Source organism: Microcoleus sp. AR_TQ3_B6, assembly GCF_036702785.1.
In the GTDB taxonomy this organism is placed as follows: domain Bacteria; phylum Cyanobacteriota; class Cyanobacteriia; order Cyanobacteriales; family Microcoleaceae; genus Microcoleus.
Genome location: NZ_JAUBVJ010000013.1, coordinates 11969 through 34507, shown reverse-complemented (window position 1 = coordinate 34507; position 22539 = coordinate 11969). Strand labels below are relative to the sequence as shown.

Below are 22539 nucleotides of genomic sequence, written 5' to 3'. Positions count from 1 at the left end.
GCTAAAAAAGGTTGCAAATTAATAGCAAAAATGCTCTCTAATTATTGAGTCACGAAGCTTCTGCCATTCTTGTTTAGAAACATCTGCACGAGTTTTGTCACCCGACGGATCGCGGATATCCCAAATTGTATCTGCAATCCGATCGAGCGATCGCCCGTGATAACGAGAATCGAAGTCCCAGAAAGCATCACCGACACAATCTCCTGGTGTAGCAATCATTTCTCGCTCGACTGTACTGCGAATAGCATTCCATTCGCGGATGTAATAAGAATCGCTCGATCGCAATTTGCGACCTCCTAATTGAGGATTCACTTTATAAAAAAACCAATCAGTAAACCGATCGACGGCTTGAGTTCGTGATTCTAAATCGCGCGAGCCAGCACTGGCTAGATTAGTGCCGGCAATAGCCAGCGCCAAAGCTAGAACACACACCGCTGAGAACTTCGAGACTGACTTCACTGACAGTGATTTAATGAGCATAACGAGCTATAAAGTAAATGAATTTGAAGTGAAATTTAGTTTTATAGTCCACAATTAGAAATATACATTTCGCGTCTAATTGCTAACCATTCATTGCTGCGGGCTTTATCACCTCTACTAATTGGCTGTCGGGCCCTTTGAGGATGACGGCTATAAAAAATTATATCTGCCAGGCGATCGTAGGTTTGCTCGTATGTCTCGCCGTTAATTGCTGTGAATTCCCATCCTATATCTCCTGGACCGGGACTGTTGCAAACTTCTTGGGCGGGCTTAACTCGCGGATCTATTGCTGCGCGTATTCTCTGCCATTCCAGGATATAGTCGCGATCGCCCGCTTGCAGTTTGCGATTGTTGAGTTCGGGATTAACCTTGTAGAACAAGAAATCTGTTAATCGATCGACGGTTTCCTCGCGCGATTCGGCTTTGGCTAGATTGGGCCCACCGAGTATAAGGGCGATCGCCAGAGAACAAACCATTAAAAATCTTGAGAGGGATTTAATTGACAGCGACTTGACTAGCATATAGCAATCCTAAATGATTCTACTCGTTACCAGGCAGAGCCTGGTAACGCAGATCCGGAGGAAGAGCCTCCATTTTCGCAGGCGAGGCAGAGGCTCTGGACATTGATTCCCAGGCAGAGCCTGGAAGTTAAATCTTGAGAGGGGTTTAATTGACAGCGACTTGACTAGCATAGTGATTTGGCATTAATTCCTTATTTGTAACTGAGAGGGATATTTTTATTTATTCCTGAAGTTCTGCTAATAACTGTTCCCCGAAAGGATGTTTTTGCAATTGCTCAAATGTCAAATGTCCTTTACTTATTCCTTCCCACCACAGCCCAACATAATTTTTCCACACAACCTGAATGTCGGGGTGGTTTGCGGGCAACTTGCTGCGAAAAATTTCCACAGCTTGCAAATACAGCAGTTCCGCTTCCGAGTACCTTCCTTGGGATTGATAAAGTAGGGCTAAATTGTGGAGGTGAATAGCTAAATCGGGATGGTCTTCAGAAAGCGATCGCCTGTGTATTTCTAATGCTTGCAAAAACAGCGGTTCCGCTTCCGAGTACCTTCCTTGGGATTGATAAAGTCCAGCTAAATTGTTGAGGTAAGTAGCTAAACTGGGATGGTCTTCAGGAAGCGACCGCCTGCCTATTTCCACAGCTTGCAAATACAGCGGTTCCGCTTCCGAGTACCTTCCTTGGGATTGATAAAGTAGGGCTAAATTGTTGAGACGAGTAGCTAAACTGGGATGGTCTTCAGGAAGCGATCGCCTACCTATTTCCACAGCTTGCAAAAACAGCGGTTGCGCTTCCGAGTACCTTCCTTGGGATTGATAAAGTCCGGCTAAATTGTTGAGGTGAGTAGCTAAACCGGGATGGTCTTCAGGAAGCGATCGCCTACCTATTTCCACAGCTTGCAAAAACAGCGGTTCCGCTTCCGAGTACCTTCCTTGGTCACGATAAAGTTCGGCTAAATTGTTGAGGTGAGTAGCTAAACTGGGATGGTCTTCAGGAAGCGATCGCCTACCTATTTCCAATGCTTGCAAATACAGCGGTTCCGCTTCCGAGTACCTTCCTTGGTCACGATAAAGTTCGGCTAAATTGTTGAGGTGAGTACCTAAACTGGGATGGTCTTCAGGAAGCGATCGCCTACCTATTTCCACAGCTTGCAAAAATAGCGGTTCCGCTTCTGAGTACCTTCCTTGGGATTCATAAAGTCCGGCTAAATTGTTGAGACGATTAGCTAAACTGGGATGGTCTTCAGGAAGCGATCGCCTACCTATTTCCAATGCTTGCAAATACAGCGGTTCCGCTTCCGAGTACCTTCCTTGGGATTCATAAAGCCCGGCTAAATTGTTGAGACGATTAGCTAAACTGGGATGGTCTTCAGGAAGCGATCGCCTGTGTATTTCTAATGCTTGCAAAAACAGCGGTTCCGCTTCCGAGTACCTTCCTTGGAATTCATAAAGTTGGGCTAAATTGTTGAGGTTAATAGCTAAATCGGGATGGTCTTCAGGAAGCGATCGCCTATGTATTTCTAATGCTTGCAAAAACAGCGGTTCCGCTTCCGAGTACCTTCCTTGGTCACGATAAAGTCCGGCAAGGTAATTTAAACTACTTGATAATGCCGCTTCCACATCTAACTCTTGTTGAAGGGCGATCGCCTTTTGAAAATACTCGATCGCCAATTCATACTCTTGCTGAAAATTTTCGCACTCTCCAGACTCGATCCTTCTGTAATAAATCTTCCCCATACTCGCATAAAGACTTGCCAAACTGGGGTCTTGGAGTCCTTTTTTCTGTTCGGTTCGCGCGATTAAATCCTGCAAATCTTCCAACGGAATCAAACTCGGCGGTTCGCGATCGTCCTCTGCAACCAGGGATCGAAACGGTTCAAATTCAATTTTGGGAACAGCCGCAGTTTTTTTCGTATCAAAGCGAAACACACCTTTGCGCCAACCCCAAAAATCAGGAGATTCATTGCTAATCAGAATTTCAATTTGTCGCGTCACCCACAACACAATCGAAAACGGAAACTCCCGCATTGCTTCCCGCGTCCATTGCAAATAGCCAAAAAACACCTCTTGTTCCGATCGACTTTCGCCAAATTGTTTAAAAAACCGCAGTTTCTCCACACCCGTCACGGTGATAACGGCTTTTCCCCGCTGCTGCAAATATGCTTCTTGTTCCACTAAATTGGCGATCGCCGATCGCAAACTCGGTTCACCCTTCGCCAATTCTACGCGATAGCGGCGGATATCCGGTTCGAGTTCTGCTTCATAATCCGCAATCAGGCGATCGCGACAGTCGCTATCATCGCAAACTGCGATTAGCAAGTTGAGAATATCTTTACCCGCTTCAATTGACACGAGTAAATTTTCATAATTATCTTGGTTTTGACTGTTGAGATTCGACATATAGTCACATCGTTACAGCATGGGGCGGGTTTACGAGATTGTTCGTTTTCCACAGAGATGGCTGGTTAAACCCGCCCCTACGAGAACGAAAATTATACAATAACAAATTTATTAGCTAGCGGTTTTTTCCGCCGAGTTTCATTGTTGAGTATAAAATAAATTATTCACGCGGAAAATCATCACGCTGCTTTAACAATTCTAGCACGATCGGGTGAATGTCGTACCACAAAACAGCATTGCGATATTCCAAAACATACAACCCATGCAGCAAGTCCAAAAACCCTTGTGCTTTCGGGTCAGCAGGTTTAAAATCTCTGTAAGTTGCCATCAACATCTCATAATCAGTTGTTCCTAAACGGGTATCAAAATCGATCCGCAATTTATTAATCGCTTCCTCAAACACCTCAGCATTAATTTTAATCGCAGCTTCTGGATTCCGTCGCACCAACCGCAAACAAATGCGGCAGCATTCGTTAGCAATTCTAATCAATTCTCGCAATACTCCACCGCTGTAGGCGACAACGCGATCGAGTGTTTCCGGTTCGATCAATTCGCTTCCCAAGCGTTTAGCTAAAATCTCTTTCAATCTCGCCGCCGGTTCCGCCATTGCAACAGCATCAGCCTTCCGGCTTTCCCCGCGTTTGAACAGCTTAGTGACTGGCATAAACACGACTTGATTGTTAGTTTCCGTTTCCACGGTAGCGGCTAAAGATACCTCTCGCATCGCCGAAATAGGAGTTGTTAAAATCATCCTAAAACTTGGCAAAAAAAGCGCTTTAATATGTTCTTGATAAAGTTGGCGAACTACACCTAAATCCAATTTATCCAAGTCATCGATCACTACAATTACGTCTTTGTTCGCGGCTTGTCTAACTACGGCAGCAATCTCGTTAATTCTTGCAACCAAATCCGAAACTTTGCGAATAAACTCTTGTTTGATTTCTTCGCGAATCGTCGCATCAGCTTTTAACTTGCCTTGAATCATCTTAAACAGGTCAAACCCCACCGATCCGCTGGCGCCCAATTCGTCAATTGTTGTTTTAGTTTTAGTGGCAAACCAGTTATAAAATGATTCTTTAATTGATTTTTTGATAGGGATTTTCTGTTTTTCTGCTGCATCCATCAACTGAACTGCGATCGCAAACAAAATAGTTATATGATTAACATCCGACATTTCGATCGAGTCGGAAATCGAGAAAAAGACTGTAAAATAGCGATCGTCCATCTGGCGGCAAAACTCAGCCAACAGTGTAGACTTACCGCAGCCGCGATGTCCCGTAAAAATAATTTTACCGCTACCGGAAGGGTCATCTTCGACTAATTGCTCTAATTCTTCAAGCACTTCTGTCCCGTATTCTACTCGGAAGTTCTCGACTTCTTTCGGAGTTATCAGCGGCGATAACTCCATATTTGCATAGGCTGTCCGAAAGGATTCTAGTAATATTTTGGACATGGCACTCTGAGGCTATTATTTAATGTTCTTCATGATTATAGCAATCCTAAATCATTTGCATAATTATTGTAGGGGCAATCCCCCCGTGGTTGCCCGATAGATAGGGGGTAGGCACGGGGGCACTACCCCTACAAATTTATCTGAATCATTTAGGATTTCTATATAAGCTGTCTACCATCTAAATTGTAGATTTTTGGGCGGGCTAGGATTGCCCGCGCCACAATAGTTTTCTTGCCCATGATATCCTCCCTAGCCGCCCAAAACACAAGGGGGAAGATTAATTAAAGTGGGTTTTTTTAAGGGAGATTTAGGGAGATATGAATTTGAGGAGAAATGTTTACAGCATTTTTTAGGTAAGTGAATTACATAGCAAAGATAGAGGACACGGCAGTGCCGTTTCCCTACAGCAAAGATAGAGGACACGGCAGTGCCGTTTCCCTACAGCGATTGAAGGCTTGACGAGTAATATTTAATTAGTTAATTTCTACCGCCATCCCAACCACCGCAACAAAGGCACAATCAAATAATGACTGACTCCCAAACAAAGCCCGATCGCACTTCCCAACAAACCAAAAAACACAATTGAACCCCAAACTTGCAGCCAGCCGAAGCTAGCGTTAGACAGTGAGAAAATCCCCAAGAAACTCCCCGGAAAAATGTTCCAAGCATTCAGAAACAGAAACATTCCCGTAGAACAAACAGCCACGACTAAAGCGTGAACTAATTGATGGCTGCGCAAACCCATTCCCACAGTCAGAGAGGCGATCGCAAAAGCTCCCAAAATAACCCCTTGCACGCCACTAGAAGCTGTTGCTTCCATCCAACACAAACCAGCCAACAAATAGCCCTGAGCTCCCATAAATCCAGACAGCCAATACTGTTTTTGCTGGCGAAAACTCCCCGCATCCGTCAAACCGATCGCAGTTCCGAACCCCGCAAACCCAAACAGCAGCACTTCGGGTCCGACAGCGAAAGTCATGTTAGGAATTAATTGCTGCAAACCTTCATTCAGAAAACGGGCAACTTCCTGGCCGATAGGCGAAGCATAGCCCAAAACCAAACCGCCGATCGCCCCCGCGCTTCCACCAACGCCACCCAGCAGCATTTCCCAACCGGTATCCAGAGAAGCTACCACGATTTGGGCGATCGCGCCGAACAGCAAAACCATCAAACTTGCAGTTTTTTGCGCTCCCACCACCACTACTTGCCGGCAGAATTCCACAACAGCTTGACCTGCAGGGGCGATCGCTATTTTGCCCTTACTCCTAGCATAAATCTCCTGCAAACGCGCCCGAACATCAGCAGCAGTCGCCGGACGCTGCTGCACGTTCGATCGCACCATATCGTCCAACAAATTCGCCAAAGCCGGGCTCACAGATACAATGTGGCGCCACCGCAACTCACCCGTCATCGGATCTTCAATTTCCGCCGGATACTTACCCGTCAGCAAATGAATGCAAGTCCGCCCCAGCGCATAAAAATCCGTCGCCGGCACCACACCGCCGCCCATAATTTGTTCCGGCGGACTGTACCCGGGCGAAATCAACCGCGTCGAACTCCGAGAATCTTTCCCCACGGATTCGACACCGCCCATCTGTTTAACTCCCCCAAAGTCGATCGCCACCAATTGCAGTCCGCCCAAACCCTTGCTGAGCAATACTTGGGGCGATGCCGGGTCTCGCAGCATCAAATTTGAGGGTTTAATGTCGCGGTGAATAATCTGACACCTGTGCAACTCCTCTAAAATTTCCACAGCTTGACTCAGCCAACTAAACACCCATTCCTGCGGACATCCCTGAGGGTGCTCCTCGAGAACCTCTTCTAAAGTTTTGCCGTGAATCTTTTCCATTACCAAACAAGGCAGCCGCTTCGCCGCAGCATTTCCCTCGCCGCCTGCAAAATTTTGCGTTTGGACGTGAAAATAACCCTCAGGCTCGACTCTAGGGACGCCTGGGTGCCGCAAAAGTGCCAAAACCCAAGCTTCTTGCTCGAACAGTTTCAGCGCTTTCGGGGCAGTTTCGAGCAACACTTTCAGGACGCGCTCGGTTTCAGTTTCTGTGTCCCAAACTGTGAAAATCGCTGCAAAACCCCCGGAACCGAGGCTTTCTAGAGGCACGTAGCGATTTTTTAGCCGCAGGGGAGCCCCGCAACTATGACAAAAATTGTTGCCCCAAGTCTGAGGGTAGGGCCTTGGGCAATCTGGATTGATGCAGTGAACGGCTTTTGAAGGGGGGTGAGGCACAACCAGAGTAAAAATGGGGCTAGATATCCATAGTAGACTTACGCGCAGTTAAGGCAGAAACCAGGTTTTGGGCGAGGTTAAATTGCTGCAACGACGGATTTGGTTTGAGAAACGAGCTTGCTCTTGCTGCAGAAGCCCTGTCCATATTATGTGGTATGCTGTCGATTTTTGAGTTAGCGGTCTTGGAGTCAGTCGATTTTAGATTTTAGATTTGGGATTTTGGATTGAAGAGTGGCGGGATTAGTTTGCGATCGCACTTGCTTTCCGGTGAAACCCGGTTTCTGATTAGATTTCTAGTTACTCAACCTAAATTTTTCCTATAAACCGGGTTTCTCGCCCCCCTACGGGATTTTAGATTTGGGATTTTAGATTGTTACATAATGAATGGCTGTTGAGATCGATCGGGCGATCGATCTCAACTCCCCACCACAACTTTAGGTATTTCTAACTAATTCCCCCTGCCCCATTACCCCTTACCAATTCTGATTTTTAAGTATTAAATTCTTTACATAAACCCTATCTATCCGCTGTTCGGCTCGCTTTACAATATATTTCGAGCGAGCGAAATTCCCGCCCCCGCTCTGCGATCCCCAGCCTTTCCTCCTGCATCCTTCGTCGCTTACATCTTATAAGATATGTTACAAATATTTTCGTAATGTAAAGCAAAATAAACAATACTTATGATGATAAAAAGAATATTAAAATTTGAGAGCGCCAGTTTGTTGATATATTTTTAACAGCCTGCGAACTGGCAAAAAAATTAAGCGAATACTAGGAAGCGAGATATGGCTTACGCGCAAACCCAAACTCAATCAAAGGCTGGGTATAAAGCCGGAGTTCAAGACTATAAACTAACGTATTACACACCGGACTACACCCCAAAAGATACAGATGTTTTGGCGGCTTTCCGGGTAACACCGCAGCCGGGAGTTCCCCCAGAAGAAGCAGGCGCTGCTGTGGCTGCTGAATCTTCCACAGGTACTTGGACGACTGTTTGGACTGACCTCCTGACCGACCTCGACCGCTACAAAGGTCGCTGCTACGACATCGAACCAGTTCCCGGTGAAGACAACCAATACATCTGCTTCATCGCCTATCCTTTGGATTTGTTTGAAGAAGGTTCCGTCACCAACTTGCTGACCTCTTTGGTCGGTAACGTGTTCGGTTTCAAAGCTTTGCGCGCTCTGCGGTTGGAAGACTTGCGGATTCCCATCGCTTACCTGAAAACCTTCCAAGGCCCTCCTCACGGTATTACCGTTGAGCGGGACAAATTGAACAAGTACGGTCGTCCTTTGCTGGGCTGTACAATTAAACCCAAATTGGGTCTGTCTGCTAAGAACTACGGCCGTGCCGTTTACGAAGTTCTGCGCGGCGGTTTGGACTTCACCAAAGACGACGAAAACATCAACTCGCAACCGTTCATGCGCTGGCGCGATCGCTTCCTGTTCGTTCAAGAAGCTATTGAAAAAGCCCAAGCAGAAACCGGCGAAGTCAAGGGTCACTACCTCAACGTAACTGCCCCCACCTGCGAAGAAATGATGGAGCGGGCTGAGTTCGCTAAGGAAATCAAAACCCCCATCATCATGCACGACTACCTGACCGGTGGTTTCACTGCTAACACCACCTTGGCCAAATGGTGCCGCCGCAACGGTATCTTGCTGCACATTCACCGCGCTATGCACGCCGTGATTGACCGTCAGAAAAACCACGGTATCCACTTCCGCGTGCTTGCCAAGTGCTTGCGGATGTCCGGCGGCGACCACCTGCACTCCGGTACAGTTGTGGGCAAACTCGAAGGCGAAAAAGGCATCACGATGGGCTTCGTAGACTTGATGCGCGAAGACCACATCGAAGAAGACCGCAGCCGCGGTATTTACTTCACCCAAGATTGGGCCTCCATGCCCGGTGTCATGCCGGTGGCATCTGGTGGTATCCACATCTGGCACATGCCGGCTTTGGTGGAAATCTTCGGCGACGACTCCTGCTTGCAGTTCGGCGGCGGCACCTTGGGCCACCCTTGGGGTAACGCACCTGGTGCAACTGCTAACCGCGTTGCTTTGGAAGCTTGCGTCCAAGCTCGTAACGAAGGCCGCAACTTGATGCGCGAAGGCGGAGACATTATTCGCGAAGCTTGTAAGTGGAGCCCCGAACTGGCTGTTGCTTGCGAACTCTGGAAAGAAATCAAGTTTGAGTTCGAGGCAATGGATACCGTTTGATGATTTTGGGTTTGAGATTTTAGGTTTGAGGTCGCAAACTTGCTGGGAAGTCTTTATCTTTGAAGAAGATTTACTTGTAAGTTTGCATCCAACATCTAAAATCCAAAATCTAAAATTTGAGGGAGCTGGGGTCAAAAATGGATCTCAAACAAGTTGCGAAAGACACCGCTAAGGTGCTGGCAAGTTACCTAACCTATCAATCCGTGCGGATAGTGGTCGCTCAGTTGAGCGAAACCAATCCTCCTCTGGCAATCTGGTTGAACGACTTTTCTACGAAGAGCAAAATCCAAGATGGAGAAGCTTACATTCAAGAGTTGCTGAGGGAAAATCAAGATTTAGGATTTCGGATCATGACTGTGCGAGAGTATCTGGCTCACGATGTGACAGAATATTTGCCAGAAATGGTTTCTACTGGCATTCAACAGGCGAATATGGAACACAGACGCCAGCATTTAGAGCGAATTACGCAACTTAATTGGTCTGTTTCTAGCAGTAATCCTGAAACATCAATAGATTCTGAACCGAATCTGGATAATTTGTCGAGTTAATCGATCGATAAGTGCGATCGAACACACACCTTAGAGATACAAAAAATGAAGACTTTACCTAAAGAGCGTCGTTACGAAACTCTGTCCTATTTGCCCCCGCTGACCGACGCGCAAATTGCCAAGCAACTCCAGTACATCTTGGATCAAGGCTACATTCCCGGCGTAGAATTCAACGAAACCTCTGCTGCTGAAATGCGCTACTGGACTTTGTGGAAGTTGCCTTTGTTTGGTGCTCGCAGCGTCCAAGAAATCATGGCTGAAGTTCAAAGTTGCCGTCAAGAAAACCCTAGTTGCTACATCCGCGTCATGGGTTTTGACAACGTGAAGCAGTGCCAAGTGCTGAGCTTCATCGTGCACAAGCCGAACACCAGAGGCTACTAAAAAGTATTGGCTAGCTAATCTAACTTTTAGGTTAACAGTCATTGCGGATTGGAGGCGGGGAATTTTCCCTGCCTCTTTTTTTAGAGTTTGCAAATAGCTTTTAACACTTGCAGCAACAAAATTGAAGAGTCGGACTCCATCAGGTTTAGCAAAGGCATTAGCTGATAGGTTGGAGTATTGCCCCCCTGGATATTGACGAACTGATAGTGCATTCCGTTTGTTGTCAAACCCCAGATTGTGTCTTGATATTTTAAAGTTTGATAAGCATAGGTTAGCAATTGGGATAAACCCATCAATGCGTTGATTCCAGAATTTTTACTTTCAATCACCAAAACCCAAAAATATGTATCGCTTCTGATAGGTTTTATCCTGTTGACAGCCAAGATATCAAACCGTCCTTTAATAATTGTATCTTCATCTTCAATGCTAATTTCGGCGATGTCTTGTTCTAAACTAATTTTAATCGGGCGGCGGTAGAAGCCAGCCAATCGCATTAAGGGAAAGGTAGTCAGAGCTTTTACCAGTCCTTCAGAAACTCGATCCGTTGAAATGTAGTCATCGAAGTCATCCCTAATTTGTATAAGTTCCTGCTGTTCGTGTTCTGTTAGATCTTCAAGGGATAACAGAGAGGTAAATGAGTTAGTGTAGTGCTTTTCAAAGCCGAACAGACGGTGTACTTCTGATAACGTTAGGTTTTTGGCATTAATAGTTGTCGTCATATTTTAATAGTTATTCAAGTTTTAGTTATAATTCTAAGTTAGAATTATAACATAAACATTGCGGTAGTCCACTTACACCATTCTTAGGAACAGGCAAGATGCCTGTTCCACAACATATCAAGTTTCTTGTGGAGTAGGCCGGAGAGCTGGCCTATATTCTTAGGAACAGGCAAGATGCCTGTTCCACAACATATCAAGTTTCTTGTGGAGTGGGCATCTTGCCTGCCCATGAAAGTAGACGCGATTTCAATCGTCGGGTGACAACAAACCTAATCTATCCTTTCCATAACAATCCCATCAACTATTTCATAACCCCAATTAAAATGTCGATTTGCCAAATGCTGGGCCATGTCATATTCGCCCAAATAGCAGAGTTCAACTAACATTTGATATGCTTCATCTCTTTCTCGCTGCAACCTTTCCCGCCGCAGTTTTTCTCTCTCTTGCTCAGAAGGAGTTGGTCGCTCTTCTCCCAGCGGATTAATCTCGCTAATTCCTTTCATATCCGCCTCCTAAAAAGGGATGGATTCGACTATTTCACCGTCTACTATTTCGTAGCCCCAATCGGGGTTTGCAGCTATTTGTTTTTCAACTATACTTCGACCGAGAGGAGTTTTGTAAGCTTTTTGTAAAGAGGAAATACTGGGAATTTCGGCGGGAGTTGGCGATGCTGTTTCAGCAGGTTTCGGCAGTGCTGGAATCTGGTCAGATGTGGATTGATTGAGGGCTAATTGCGGCGCGATCGCCCCTAACTTCCGCATAACGCTATCCTTGGTGATTTGCGGTTTTTCGTTGAAGGAAGAGGGCAGATATGGTGTGTTAACGCCCTGCTGTTTTGCTTTGAGTGCATCATCAGCAAGACGATCGCACTTTCGCAAAAATCCCTCCCACAAATCCTTGCCCAAAACCGGGTTTCTCAAATCAGCACGGGCTTTAGAGACTGCTGCTTCTAGCGGTTCTCCTTTGTGGACGTAATACTGAATTCGCTCCTCTTCAAAGGCCGGATAAGGCACTTCCGGCTCGATTTCCCAATCGCGCTTGACTTTCTGACTTTCTCCTAAGGGGATTCCGGCGATAAATTCCTCCCAAAAAGTCGAGGTTAAGCCTTTTGTTATGCTGTCAATAACTTTAAATGCCCATCCCGAAGGATTGCCAAACCATAAATTACGTTCTTTGGCATATTCTTCTAAGGCTCGCTGAAACTTGTGCAGTTCTTCTTGGGAATTCCAAGGGCCGCTAAATCGGTAATTCGGGGTGACAGCAACGGCTATTTGCTGGCGGGGTTGCCCAAAATATTTGTCGATTTTAACTGCATGATTTGGGGGTGATGTTTCGGGGAATATTTCTACAGGGTGATTGTTATTTTCGCGGCTTTTCTGTGTTATAAGGTTGTCTGGATTTGGTGTCCAAAAGTTATTAATTTTTTCCTCGAAAGCGTCAATGTCCGCCCAGAGTTCTAGGGTGTCCGTGTTGGGATTTGTTAATTTTTCTTTCAGGAGCGATCGCACTTTGAGTTGCTGTCTCGCAAATTTTTGTTCTTCCTGATTTAAACCAGTGGCTTTTTCTATTTCTGTGCTGTTAGTCTTCACCCATTCGCCGGAGTAGGAATGTTGTGCTTGCCATTGCAATAATTGGCACAGAAAAATACTGGCTGTGACTCCGCCGGTGATTTTGGCAAGTTTGGGATAGTAGATGGCGGGATTTCCGAGATTCCCTAAAAATATTCCTATTTTCATTTTGTATATTCTTAATTCCCTTGAATCCTAGGGTGTTTGTGGGCGTACCTTACCTTCAATCCTAGGGTGCGCCCATAAGAACCTTACCTAGACTAAACTAGCATTGAGAAACTTAAGCTTTTCTTTAAGCTTCTGTCTATTCCCGACTGAATGGAGTTTCTAGAGTCAAGAGGGGGCTGGCGCATTCGATCGCCTGATTGACAGGAATGACTTAAACGCAATAATAAATTATCTACTGTACAGATCCTCCGCAAATGAATCCAGAACGCCAAGAGGCTTATTTGAAATTAATCGAGCGAGTGCTTACCTGTCCCAACGGTCAAGAACCAGAGGTTTTGAGTTCCTGTTCCGATTTAATTGATGCGGGATTTGTGCAAATGCTAATCGAGATATCGGCTTCAATGGCCCGCGAAGGTGACGAAGATACTGCTAATTTTTTAGTGCAACTTGCTCGTTTGCTGGGAAAATCTTTGCGTTTGTCGCCGGATTTGATGCCTGCTGGGTAGAGTAGTGCACGGGGGTAGAGAAAAAGTGCGATCGCCTCGCTGTATCATGTTTTGAGAAATCGGGGCGATTCCCTACCCTTCGGGATAGCTTCGCTTTACGTACTTTTTAAAGGCATCGAGGCCTTTACAGTTTATATTCGAGAGGTTCACAAAACTCATTCACCCCTGTTTTAAATACATAAATAATTACCGGAGTCACCAAAATCTCCGGGCAAGTTTTTGCTGCAACTAAATCTCTAAATGCAGCATTCAGTTGTCCGTTTGTTAACTCTTCTTTAACCTCAGATTTGCAGATAGCAACGCGGGATCTTTTTGCCAATCCGTCTAACCAATTTTCTGATATATTGGGTTCTTGTCCGGCTTGAATTGCTAGAGATATCGCTGCATCTTCGATATTACCTTCGCAATCTTCGATCGCGTCTAGGGCTTTTAGGGCCTCGGGATATTCGGCTAATTGCGAGCGAAATTGGGCAATTTGTTGTGAGGTAATAATCACCATATTATTTTCCTGTGTTTTCTGCTGGTGGGATAAGTTTAGCAATTAAAGTTGATATTATAGCATTTTTTTTGAGGTTGGGATTGATTGTTTGAATTTGATGGCGGGTGCAATAGTTCAATGTGGTTGAAACCCCCCTCTTATAGCGGAGTCCGACGAGGGTTGAAACCCCCGTCGAGAGAGCGTAAGTCCTCTCAAGAGGACTGATGAGAAGGATTTAAAGGCTAATTAATCATGTTCAAAATGTTAGATTCCAATGTTGCGAAGTCCGACGAGGGTTGAAACCCCCGTCTCATAGCTGAAGTCCTCTCAAGAGGACTGATGAGAAGGATTTCAAGGATAATTAACAATGTTCAAAATGTCACCATTAATTAACATTGTGTACCTCTTTAGTCCTCTTTCAGAGGACTTTCGCTATGAGACAGGGGTTTCAACCCCTGGCGGACTATGGGACTAACGACAAATCGCGATCGCCCTTTCAACCTATGGCGGACTATCCGACTGACGACGAATCCCGGCAATTGTTGCTACAATCAAAAAAACCAACCGCCTCAAAATCTCACCAATGTTGGATAAAATATGGCGATTTCTCAAACAATTAATTCAGCGGGTGTTTCGCACTTCTCTACAGCATTTTAACCCACCATTACGCCCCCTTGGTAAGGTTAGGAAACAAGAAGAATCAAATCTTTCTTCCCGCCTTAGCAAGGGGGAACAGAGGGGGGTTCCTCCAACTTTCACTGATGCGGAATACGGGGCGAAGTTCATGGAATTTCTCGAAGGGGTGAATCAGGGCTGGGGAAGAGCGGATGTTGTGGAATTTTTACTCGCAACACGCATTAAAAATGGTGATTTGGCGGCATGGTTGCGGAGGTTTGAGGCTCGATTGTTGGCGGGCGCGCAGGGGAGTACAGCGTCTGCGGATGCGGTGGTATCGCTTCAGGAATTGGGGCGCAGGTTGGAGTTGTTGGGTAGAGTTGCGGGGGGGGAATTGGGAGAGTGCGCGGCGAATGTTGGTAGGGAGATTTTGGTTAAGTTTCCGCTATCTTCGGTTGAGGGAGATGAGGATGTCGAGCGATCGGCTGAGGCTTGGAAAAAGCGAGGAAATGAGCAGTATAATTTAGGGAATTTTGAAGGGGCGATCGCATCTTTAGACGAAGCCTTAGAAATCAAACCAGATGATCGCGTTGCCTGGTACAATCGGGCCGTTGTAGTGTTTAATTTAGGAAGATTAGAAGAAGCGAGATCCTCCGTTGAGTGCGATCGGCAAAAAATGGCGCTAAAATAGATTAGCGATTTTAGATAAATCCGCGATAGACATCGCTTCTTGTCAAACGAAGTCCGCCGACGCGGAGTGAAGAGAGGAGAAGAGAAGAGAGATAATAAAATGACAACCGTTACTTTAAACCTAGATACTGTCGAACTAACAGACGAACAGTTTTACCGTTTGTGCCAGATGAATCGAGATTGGCAATTTGAACGGACAGCTAAAGGAGAAATGATTATTATGTCACCCGTAGGCGGAGTCAGCGGCAATCGAGAAGCCGATTTAATTATAGAGTTGGGCTTGTGGAACCGTCAAACGCAGCTAGGGAGAGTGTTTAGTTCTTCCACAATTTTTCGATTGCCTAATAATGGCGATCGATCGCCTGATGCCGCTTGGGTTAGCTTAGAAAGATGGTCGGCTTTAACAGCAGAAGAACAAGAAAAATTTCCGCCAATCTGTCCTGATTGTGTCATAGAATTGCCCTCGCGCCCAGACCCCCTGCCGCTTCAGGAGAAAATGCAGGAGTATCTAAACAGCGGCTTGCGCTTGGGTTGGCTAATTAATTCTCAAGACGAACAAGTAGAAATATATCGCCCTTCTCGCGAAGTAGAGATTGTACAATTTCCTGTGAGTTTATCGGGAGAAGATGTCTTGCCCGGATTTGTTCTTAATTTGCCGGTGATTTGATATTGCCTCAAGTTTTTCCTGTTTCCAACGGTATTTTCTTCGGACAAATATCATCATCGTACCAACCAGTCAAAGCCACCGCCAAAGCATCCGCCGCATCGTCTGGTTTCGGAATGTAACCCAACTCCAACTCCCGCGCCACCGCCTCTTGCACTTCAGATTTATCCGCATTACCGCGCCCCGTCAAAGCTTGCTTAATTTGAGCCGGCGTAAACTCGAACAGCGGCACTCCACACTGCGCCAATACTAGCGTCAAAACGCCCCGCGCTTGGGCTACAAGTATCGTATTTCCCATCTTGTAAAAGAACAGTTTTTCGGCAATTGCTAAATCGGGTTTAATCTGTTCAATTACCTGGTGCAAATCGTCGTAAATTGTTTTCAACCGCTGTCCCATTTCCTGTTTTGGCGTTGTTTGTATGACGCCGCAATCAATCATGGAAACGCTGTTTTTATCTTGTTTGCCCGGGACAATTTGACAGGAAATTGCCCCGTAGCCAAGATTTGCTAAGCCCGGATCTAATCCTAAAATTCGTTTTTCCATTGCCAGAATTAGTAATTGGGAATGGGAATAAGGTAGGAAAATTTGGGGAATGCTTCATCACCACCAATTACCCCTTACCAATTACCAATTACCAATTACTCCTCAGTTGATTCTAGACCGAATACCCGATCGAACACTTTAGTCACTTTATACCCCGAATCTATTGATTCTAGCGGGTCTTTCCGCAACCGGTGCCGCAAACACAGAGTCATCACCCGGCGAATATCGTTCACTGTGACCTCTGTGCGGCCTTCTAGGGCGGTCAAAGCTTTGGCGGCGCGATTCGTCACCAAATCGCCCCGCAGCCCGTCTACGTCCAATTCCGCGCAAACTTGGGAGATTTTTACTCGCAAATCTCGATCGATAGTTACCGACTTCAACCTTTCCTGAGCTTCCACCAACTTCTGCTGCATATCATTTTGTTCTTGCTGATATTTCGCGAGAAACTCCGGCGGATTTTGGTCAAAACTCGATCGCTGTTCGACAATTTCCACTCTTAAATTCGGATCTTTCACAGTCCGAATTTCTGCGTGCATCCCGAATCTGTCGAGCAACTGCGGCCGCAATTCTCCTTCTTCTGGATTCCCGGAACCGATTAAAATAAACTTAGCCGGGTGGCGGATCGAAATGCCTTCTCTTTCAACAGTATTCCAACCGCTGGCGGCGGAGTCGAGCAAAACATCGACTAAATGATCGTCGAGCAAATTGACTTCATCAACGTACAGGATGCCGCGGTTAGCTTTAGCTAAAAGCCCCGGTTCAAAAGCTTTAACACCTTCTGACAAAGCTTTCTCGATGTCGATCGTACCGCAAACTCGGTCTTCGGTCGCGCCCAAAGGTAAATCTACCATTTGGACTTTCTTGCGGGCGATTTTAACCTCAGTTTGAGATAAAGTGCGATCGCGCACCTCGTCACTCATCAAATCCGGATCGGTGGGATGACTGTTAAAAGGATCGTCAGCCACCACCTCAATTTCCGGCAGCAAATCAGTGAGGGCCCGGATTGTGGTAGATTTACCAGTACCTCGATCGCCCATAATCATCACCCCGCCAATTTTCGGATCGATGACATTCAACAGCAGCGCCAGTTTCATCTCCTCCTGGCCAACAATTGCAGTGAAGGGAAAAACAGCGCGGCGGGCGGGGGTAGCGGTAACGGTTGGTAGAACGCCCGCATTCAGGTTATTGCTGACTTCGGCAGTAGGACTCACAGGATAACTCAAAATATAATAATTGCTTGTTTATTGTGACATATAGGTGCACAACAGTCGATCGGCAGCCTGGAAATCCAACTACAGAGTTTGTCTGATTCTTCTCAAAACGCCGCCAAAAACAGACTATTTCTCAGACAAAGAACGCGCAAACTCTAAAACTTGTATCTGACGTTCGTCTGACAAACGTCCAACCATCGCAGCTAATAGCTCAGATACAGACAACCAACGCCTTTCTTTCGACTTCCAAACAACTAAAAACTGCTCGGTAGACAGAGTACACAAAGCTATCGTTTCGCCAGAGCGATCGCTAAATTCTACCTCGTAATTTCCATCATCATAACAATCTACAATTGCCCCTCTAACACCCTGGTGCAAATTAGATTCAGGCAATGTTACTAACAATTCGACTACATCAAATAATTCTGGCACGATCGTGCTTACCTCCGAACGAATAGTGTTACCAGTCTCGCCCCATTACTACCCGGTTCTACGATCCAACCTGTACGGACAATCCCCTGCTGTCCCTGTGCGCCCACAATTTCCAAGTCTACAGTATAGCGCTGTCCGTGTTTGTCATTTAGTCCTAAAACTGCTTCAGCATCAAGAGTTTTAGCTGAAATCTGTGCTAACAGCAATTCATAGTTTTCTTGGCTAAATCCTAAACGACGCTGAAATATTACAGCTTTATCGCTACCGACTGGATTATCTACATTAAGAGCATACTCTGTTAATTTTCGAGGATCGATAACGAGATGGCTGACAAGTTCTTTCAGCTTCATGTTTGTTTACATAACACTAATTTTAGCATCTAACAGATTAAAGAGCTGTTTTGGGAACCCGATCGACTTTCAATTTTAGCTCTAACTTACAATAACCAATAACCAATAACTAACAACTACCACTGCGGCTCAGAAGCCATCAAAGCAGTCGCAGCCTCGCTGGGTAAGGGCTTAGCAAAAAAATAACCCTGACCGTATTCGCAGCCGATCGACCTCAACATAGCTAATTGTGTCGCCGTCTCCACACCCTCAGCAATCACATCCATACCCAAAGCGTGAGCCAGCGTCACAATCGTCCGCACGATCGCCACATTCTCCCCCTCGTCGGCCTCCATTCGCCCCACAAACGACTTATCAACCTTCAAAGTATCCGTAGGAAACCGACTCAAATAACTCAACGACGAATAACCAGTGCCAAAATCATCAATTCCCAACCTAACATTTAACCCTTTCATCTGCTTCAAAACCGCGATCGCCGACTCCACATCATCCATCACCACACTCTCAGTAATCTCCAACTTCAAACACTCGGCACTCAAACCCGTTTTTCCCAAAATCGCCTTCAGGCGATCGACCAAATTCGGCTGAGCAAACTGCTTCCCCGACAAATTTACACTCATAATCAAAGGTGGATCGAAATCAAACATTCCCTCCCACAGCCGCAACTGCCGGCAAGCCTCCTCCAGAACCCACTCACCCAACTGTACAATTGCCCCCGTTTCCTCAGCCACCGGAATAAACTTCATCGGCGCAATCAAACCCCGCACCGGGTGCAGCCAGCGTACCAAAGCCTCAAACCCAATAATCCTCCCGCTTGCCAAAGATACAAACGGCTGGTAGTGCAGCACAAACTCCCGACGCTTGAGGGCCAGCCACAAATCTGTCTCCACCTGCAACCTCTCCACCGCCACAGCGTGCATCGAAGAATTAAACACCTGACACCTTCGCGTTCCCAAAGCCTTCGCCCGGTTCATCGCCGTGTGGGCGTCCCCCAGTAAGTTTTCCGGCTGTTCCCTGACAGTAGCAGCGGGTTCGCCCCCCAGCGCAATCCCGATGCTGGCCGTCACAAACACCTCCTGCCCCTCCAACTCAAAAGGCAGAATTAAAGCTTGGTGAATGCGATCGGCCAAATCCACCGCACGGCTAACATCAACATTCCTCACCAAAATCGCAAAATGGTCACCCCCCACCCGCGCCAGAGTATCCGCAGGACCAATAATTGCCCTCAACCGCCGCACCACCGAAATCAGCAGTTCGTCCCCCGCCAAATGACCCAAAGAATCATTAATCACCTTAAACCTGTCTAAATCCACAAACAGCACCGCAAACCGATAGCTGGGGCGGCGCCTAATACGGGCGATCGCCCGCCCCAGGAAATTCACGAACAAATCCCGGTTGGGCAAACCCGTCAGAGAATCGTGAAAAGCATCGTACAGCTTCCTGTAAGCGCTGACACCCACACCAGTCACCACCAAACCCAAAGCCGGCGACACCAGCGGCACCCACCCACCCTCAATAAAAATCGCAAAAGTAATCCCCAACAAACCCATCAACGCCACACCCCCAACCAATCCCGCCCTCGCAGGGTGCTGAATCCGCCAAGCCACAATCCCGCCAATCACCGCCCAAGCACCGTTCCACAAAATTTCTGCCCATTCCGGCCACACCCAAAACAGCGATCGCCCATTTATAACCGCACTCAATATTTGGCTCAGCATTTGCGCGTGCACCAGCACCCCCGGCATCTTCGGACTTTGCTTCTGGGCTGGGCTGTAGGGCGTCAAAAACAAATCTCTGGTACTGGGTGCCGTCGTCCCGATCAACACAATCTTGTTCTTAACCCAGCTTGGGTCAAATTCCCCATTCAATACCTGCCTGATACTGACTTGTCGCGCCACCTGCTTGGCAGAACGGTATTTCAGCATAATTTGGTAGCCTCTGGCGTCGAGATTTGCATAGCCGCCGCTGTCATTCTTTAAAGGCAGAAATTTTGCCTTTCCCCAGTTGATTTGGTAGGGATTAATACGGCTATTTTCCGGCTGCACTCTGTCTTTGAGATACAGCAAAGCAACTTGTACAGAAAACGAGAAAGCAGTCTTCTTCTCGGCTTGGGAGACTGAAAGCAAATGGCGGCGCACAACGCCGTCACCATCGAGCACCAAGTCGTTAAAACCGACTCGATCGGGCGGTATCCCCGGAGGCGCAGGCACTCCCGGACTATCTGAATCGCTCAATTTGTTGATCCCCACCACATTCGGTGCTTTCAGTTGAGTCAGCAATTCTTGGCGTCCCGGTGGTTGAGGCAAATCCCGGTACAAGTCCAAACCGATGACTTTTGGCTGATACTTTTGCAGTTTTGTCAAGGTTTGAGCGATCGCCTTGTCGGAAACCGGAAATCTGCCCAAAGCTTGAATATCGGCCTCAGAAATTGCCACTACCAGCAGCCGCCGATCGGGGCCGGAATCGGGCTGCAAGCGCACTAACGAGTCAAAACTCCCCAATTCCCAGCTTTGCAGGCCTCCCAAGTGCCGAACTCCCATATTCAGCAGCGTTACAGTCGCGCCCGCAAGCATGGCAGGCAAAATCCAGACCCCTCGGTTTTGAGAACTCAGGTTGAGGCCTGTTGCGACAGACATTACATATCGAAGATTGCGAGAGAATTTGGCAGTCACAGAAAAAATATGTCGGTGCAAGTTAGCTTTGCACAAGTCTGTTCTTACAGAATTGAGCTTAATATGAGATTGAATGTAATTTTTTCAGAAGTTGTGCTGCAACCGAGTTTCTTTAAGCTAATAACTCGATTTGGCAAAGTATTTCTGGGATGGGAACCGGGTTTCTCAAGATTTGCCGACAAATCCTGTCTTTCATTCCTTGTTTCCCGAAATTCCCCCAAGCGTTAAAATTTAGTCGATCGAACTTTCAGGATATTTTTGAGATTATGGCGAATCAACTTCCGATTCCGGTGATTGTTAACGGTGCAGCAGGCAAAATGGGCCGCGAAGTAATTAAGGCGATCGCCCATGCTAGTGACATGACTTTATTTGGGGCTGTAGACCGCTCTCCTGAGTGCCTCAACGCCGATGCCGGGGAATTAGCCGGATGCGGCCCGTTAGAAGTTCCCATCACTGACGACTTGCAAGGAATGCTGGTATTAGCATCTCAGGAAAAGCAGTTAGGAGTGATGGTAGATTTTACGCACCCTTCGTCTGTTTATGAAAACGTGCGATCGGCAATAGCTTACGGGGTTCGCCCAGTAGTCGGCACTACCGGATTGAGCAGCAAGCAAATTGAAAACTTAGCTGAATTCGCTGATAAAGCGAGCATTGGCTGTTTGATTATACCCAATTTCTTGATCGGTATGGTGTTGCTCCAACAAGCCGCCGTCACGGCATCTCAGTATTTTGAACACGTAGAAATTATCGAGCTGCATCACAATCAAAAAGCCGACGCTCCCAGCGGCACGGCGATTCAAACTGCCCAAATGTTAGCAGAAATGGGAAAAACTTTCAATCTGCCTGAAGTTGAAGAAACCGAAAAATTAACCGGAGCTCGGGGTTGTGCGGCCGATGAAGGGATTCGCATTCACAGCATCCGTTTACCCGGTTTAATTGCCCACCAAGAGGTAATTTTTGGCGGCGCCGGTCAAGTTTATACTTTACGACACGATACGAGCGATCGAGCTTGTTATATGCCCGGAGTCTTGCTTTCTGTACGCAAAGTCCTGGAATTGCGATCGCTCGTTTACGGCCTGGAAAAGATCTTATAGGGAATTGGGAATTGGTAATAGGGAATTGGGAATTGGGGATGGGGAATTGGGAGTTGGGAATGGGGAATTGGGAATTGGGAATTGGGGGTGTAGATATGAGTAGACCAGATTTTGAGGATTTAGATGTTTACAAGTTAGCAGAAAAGCTAGCAAATGAGGTTTGGTTTATCGTCAAACACTGGGATTATTTCACCAAAGATACTATGGGAAAGCAAATTGTACGCTCCGCCGATAGTGTTTGTGCTAATATCGCAGAAGGACGCGGCAGGTACAATCATCAAGACAATCGGCGTTTTGTTAAAATTGCCAGAGGCTCTTTGTATGAAACGATCAGTTGGTTAAGATTGGCATATGCCAGACAGTTGTTAGCAGATGAACAAGTAAAAAAAATTCAACCAATAATTGATGAATTGCCACCAAAGCTTAATGCTTATCTAAATTCAATAGGTGACAAAAAATATTAAATGAGTGATTAAAGACTTGAGGTCTCAAAAAAAATTCCCCATCCCAATTCCCAATTCCCAATTCCCAATTCCCAATTCCCAATTCCCAATTCCCAATTCCCAATTCCCAATTCCCAATTCCCAAT

The 22539-nt window shown here is 46.5% G+C and carries 22 protein-coding genes; 8 read left to right on the top strand and 14 right to left on the bottom strand.

Annotated elements, in window-relative coordinates:
• Positions 1–18 precede the first annotated feature (18 nt).
• From QUB56_RS09125 to QUB56_RS09105, 5 genes are all read right to left on the bottom strand, one after another.
• Entirely contained in the window at positions 19–459 is a 441-nt protein-coding gene (locus QUB56_RS09125) for a hypothetical protein (RefSeq protein WP_332954830.1), read from the bottom strand.
• Positions 460–521: 62 nt separating this feature from the next.
• Positions 522–1001, bottom strand: a complete 480-nt coding sequence (locus QUB56_RS09120; RefSeq protein ID WP_332954829.1) for a hypothetical protein — start codon at positions 999–1001, stop codon at positions 522–524.
• Between the two features lie 220 nt (positions 1002–1221).
• A complete protein-coding gene (locus QUB56_RS09115) occupies positions 1222–3399 on the bottom strand; it encodes a tetratricopeptide repeat protein (RefSeq protein ID WP_332954828.1) in 2178 nt (725 codons plus the stop codon).
• A gap of 160 nt (positions 3400–3559) precedes the next feature.
• Entirely contained in the window at positions 3560–4852 is a 1293-nt protein-coding gene (locus QUB56_RS09110) for an ATP-binding protein (protein WP_332954827.1), read from the bottom strand.
• Positions 4853–5336: 484 nt separating this feature from the next.
• On the bottom strand, positions 5337–7094 hold the full coding sequence (locus QUB56_RS09105) for a serine/threonine-protein kinase (protein ID WP_332954826.1): 1758 nt from the start codon (positions 7092–7094) through the stop codon (positions 5337–5339).
• Between the two features lie 785 nt (positions 7095–7879).
• Between QUB56_RS09105 and QUB56_RS09100 the strand changes: the two genes are divergently transcribed.
• From QUB56_RS09100 to QUB56_RS09090, 3 genes are all read left to right on the top strand, one after another.
• Positions 7880–9310, top strand: a complete 1431-nt coding sequence (locus QUB56_RS09100) for a form I ribulose bisphosphate carboxylase large subunit (protein ID WP_332954825.1) — start codon at positions 7880–7882, stop codon at positions 9308–9310.
• Between the two features lie 137 nt (positions 9311–9447).
• On the top strand, positions 9448–9858 hold the full coding sequence (gene rcbX / locus QUB56_RS09095) for a RuBisCO chaperone RbcX (RefSeq protein ID WP_332954824.1): 411 nt from the start codon (positions 9448–9450) through the stop codon (positions 9856–9858).
• A gap of 45 nt (positions 9859–9903) precedes the next feature.
• Entirely contained in the window at positions 9904–10239 is a 336-nt protein-coding gene (locus QUB56_RS09090) for a ribulose bisphosphate carboxylase small subunit (RefSeq protein ID WP_332954823.1), read from the top strand.
• Between the two features lie 80 nt (positions 10240–10319).
• On the opposite strand, the gene QUB56_RS09085 is transcribed toward QUB56_RS09090, so the two are convergent.
• The 3 genes from QUB56_RS09085 to QUB56_RS09075 form a co-directional block, all read right to left on the bottom strand.
• Entirely contained in the window at positions 10320–10958 is a 639-nt protein-coding gene (locus QUB56_RS09085; protein WP_332954822.1) for a restriction endonuclease subunit R, read from the bottom strand.
• 269 nt (positions 10959–11227) lie between these two features.
• Positions 11228–11461 carry a hypothetical protein gene (locus QUB56_RS09080; protein WP_332954821.1) on the bottom strand — a complete coding sequence of 78 codons (234 nt, stop codon included), beginning with the start codon at positions 11459–11461 and terminating at the stop codon, positions 11228–11230.
• Positions 11462–11470: 9 nt separating this feature from the next.
• Positions 11471–12694 (bottom strand): hypothetical protein, encoded by a 1224-nt coding sequence (locus QUB56_RS09075; RefSeq protein ID WP_332954820.1) that lies wholly within the window; start codon positions 12692–12694, stop codon positions 11471–11473.
• Positions 12695–12948: 254 nt separating this feature from the next.
• Here QUB56_RS09075 and QUB56_RS09070 point away from each other — a divergent pair, with 254 nt between their 5' ends.
• A complete protein-coding gene (locus QUB56_RS09070) occupies positions 12949–13200 on the top strand; it encodes a hypothetical protein (RefSeq protein WP_332954819.1) in 252 nt (83 codons plus the stop codon).
• Positions 13201–13324: 124 nt separating this feature from the next.
• Here the strand turns inward: QUB56_RS09070 and QUB56_RS09065 are convergent, their stop codons facing one another.
• The gene (locus QUB56_RS09065) at positions 13325–13699 is read right to left on the bottom strand and encodes a hypothetical protein (protein WP_332954818.1); all 375 of its coding nucleotides are present in this window, start codon (positions 13697–13699) and stop codon (positions 13325–13327) included.
• 562 nt (positions 13700–14261) lie between these two features.
• On the opposite strand from QUB56_RS09065, the gene QUB56_RS09060 reads away from it, so the two are divergent.
• Together QUB56_RS09060 and QUB56_RS09055 are read left to right on the top strand one after the other, a co-directional pair.
• Positions 14262–14984 (top strand): tetratricopeptide repeat protein, encoded by a 723-nt coding sequence (locus QUB56_RS09060; protein ID WP_332954817.1) that lies wholly within the window; start codon positions 14262–14264, stop codon positions 14982–14984.
• Positions 14985–15083: 99 nt separating this feature from the next.
• Complete coding sequence (locus QUB56_RS09055) at positions 15084–15650, top strand: Uma2 family endonuclease (protein ID WP_332954816.1); 567 nt, start codon at positions 15084–15086, stop codon at positions 15648–15650.
• Positions 15651–15657: 7 nt separating this feature from the next.
• On the opposite strand, the gene ruvC is transcribed toward QUB56_RS09055, so the two are convergent.
• The 5 genes from ruvC to QUB56_RS09030 form a co-directional block, all read right to left on the bottom strand.
• Entirely contained in the window at positions 15658–16191 is a 534-nt protein-coding gene (gene ruvC / locus QUB56_RS09050) for a crossover junction endodeoxyribonuclease RuvC (RefSeq protein WP_332954815.1), read from the bottom strand.
• Between the two features lie 95 nt (positions 16192–16286).
• Entirely contained in the window at positions 16287–17402 is a 1116-nt protein-coding gene (gene bchI / locus QUB56_RS09045) for a magnesium chelatase ATPase subunit I (protein ID WP_445243323.1), read from the bottom strand.
• Between the two features lie 126 nt (positions 17403–17528).
• Entirely contained in the window at positions 17529–17834 is a 306-nt protein-coding gene (locus QUB56_RS09040; RefSeq protein ID WP_332954814.1) for a DUF4926 domain-containing protein, read from the bottom strand.
• Between the two features lie 8 nt (positions 17835–17842).
• Positions 17843–18184 (bottom strand): DUF6883 domain-containing protein, encoded by a 342-nt coding sequence (locus QUB56_RS09035; protein WP_332954813.1) that lies wholly within the window; start codon positions 18182–18184, stop codon positions 17843–17845.
• Between the two features lie 116 nt (positions 18185–18300).
• Positions 18301–20820 carry an EAL domain-containing protein gene (locus tag QUB56_RS09030; RefSeq protein ID WP_332954812.1) on the bottom strand — a complete coding sequence of 840 codons (2520 nt, stop codon included), beginning with the start codon at positions 20818–20820 and terminating at the stop codon, positions 18301–18303.
• A gap of 302 nt (positions 20821–21122) precedes the next feature.
• Here QUB56_RS09030 and dapB point away from each other — a divergent pair, with 302 nt between their 5' ends.
• Together dapB and QUB56_RS09020 are read left to right on the top strand one after the other, a co-directional pair.
• Positions 21123–21950 (top strand): 4-hydroxy-tetrahydrodipicolinate reductase, encoded by an 828-nt coding sequence (dapB, locus tag QUB56_RS09025; protein WP_332954811.1) that lies wholly within the window; start codon positions 21123–21125, stop codon positions 21948–21950.
• A gap of 95 nt (positions 21951–22045) precedes the next feature.
• Positions 22046–22414: a four helix bundle protein gene (locus QUB56_RS09020; protein WP_332954901.1), complete on the top strand. Its 369-nt coding sequence runs from the start codon at positions 22046–22048 to the stop codon at positions 22412–22414.
• Positions 22415–22539: the final 125 nt, after the last annotated feature.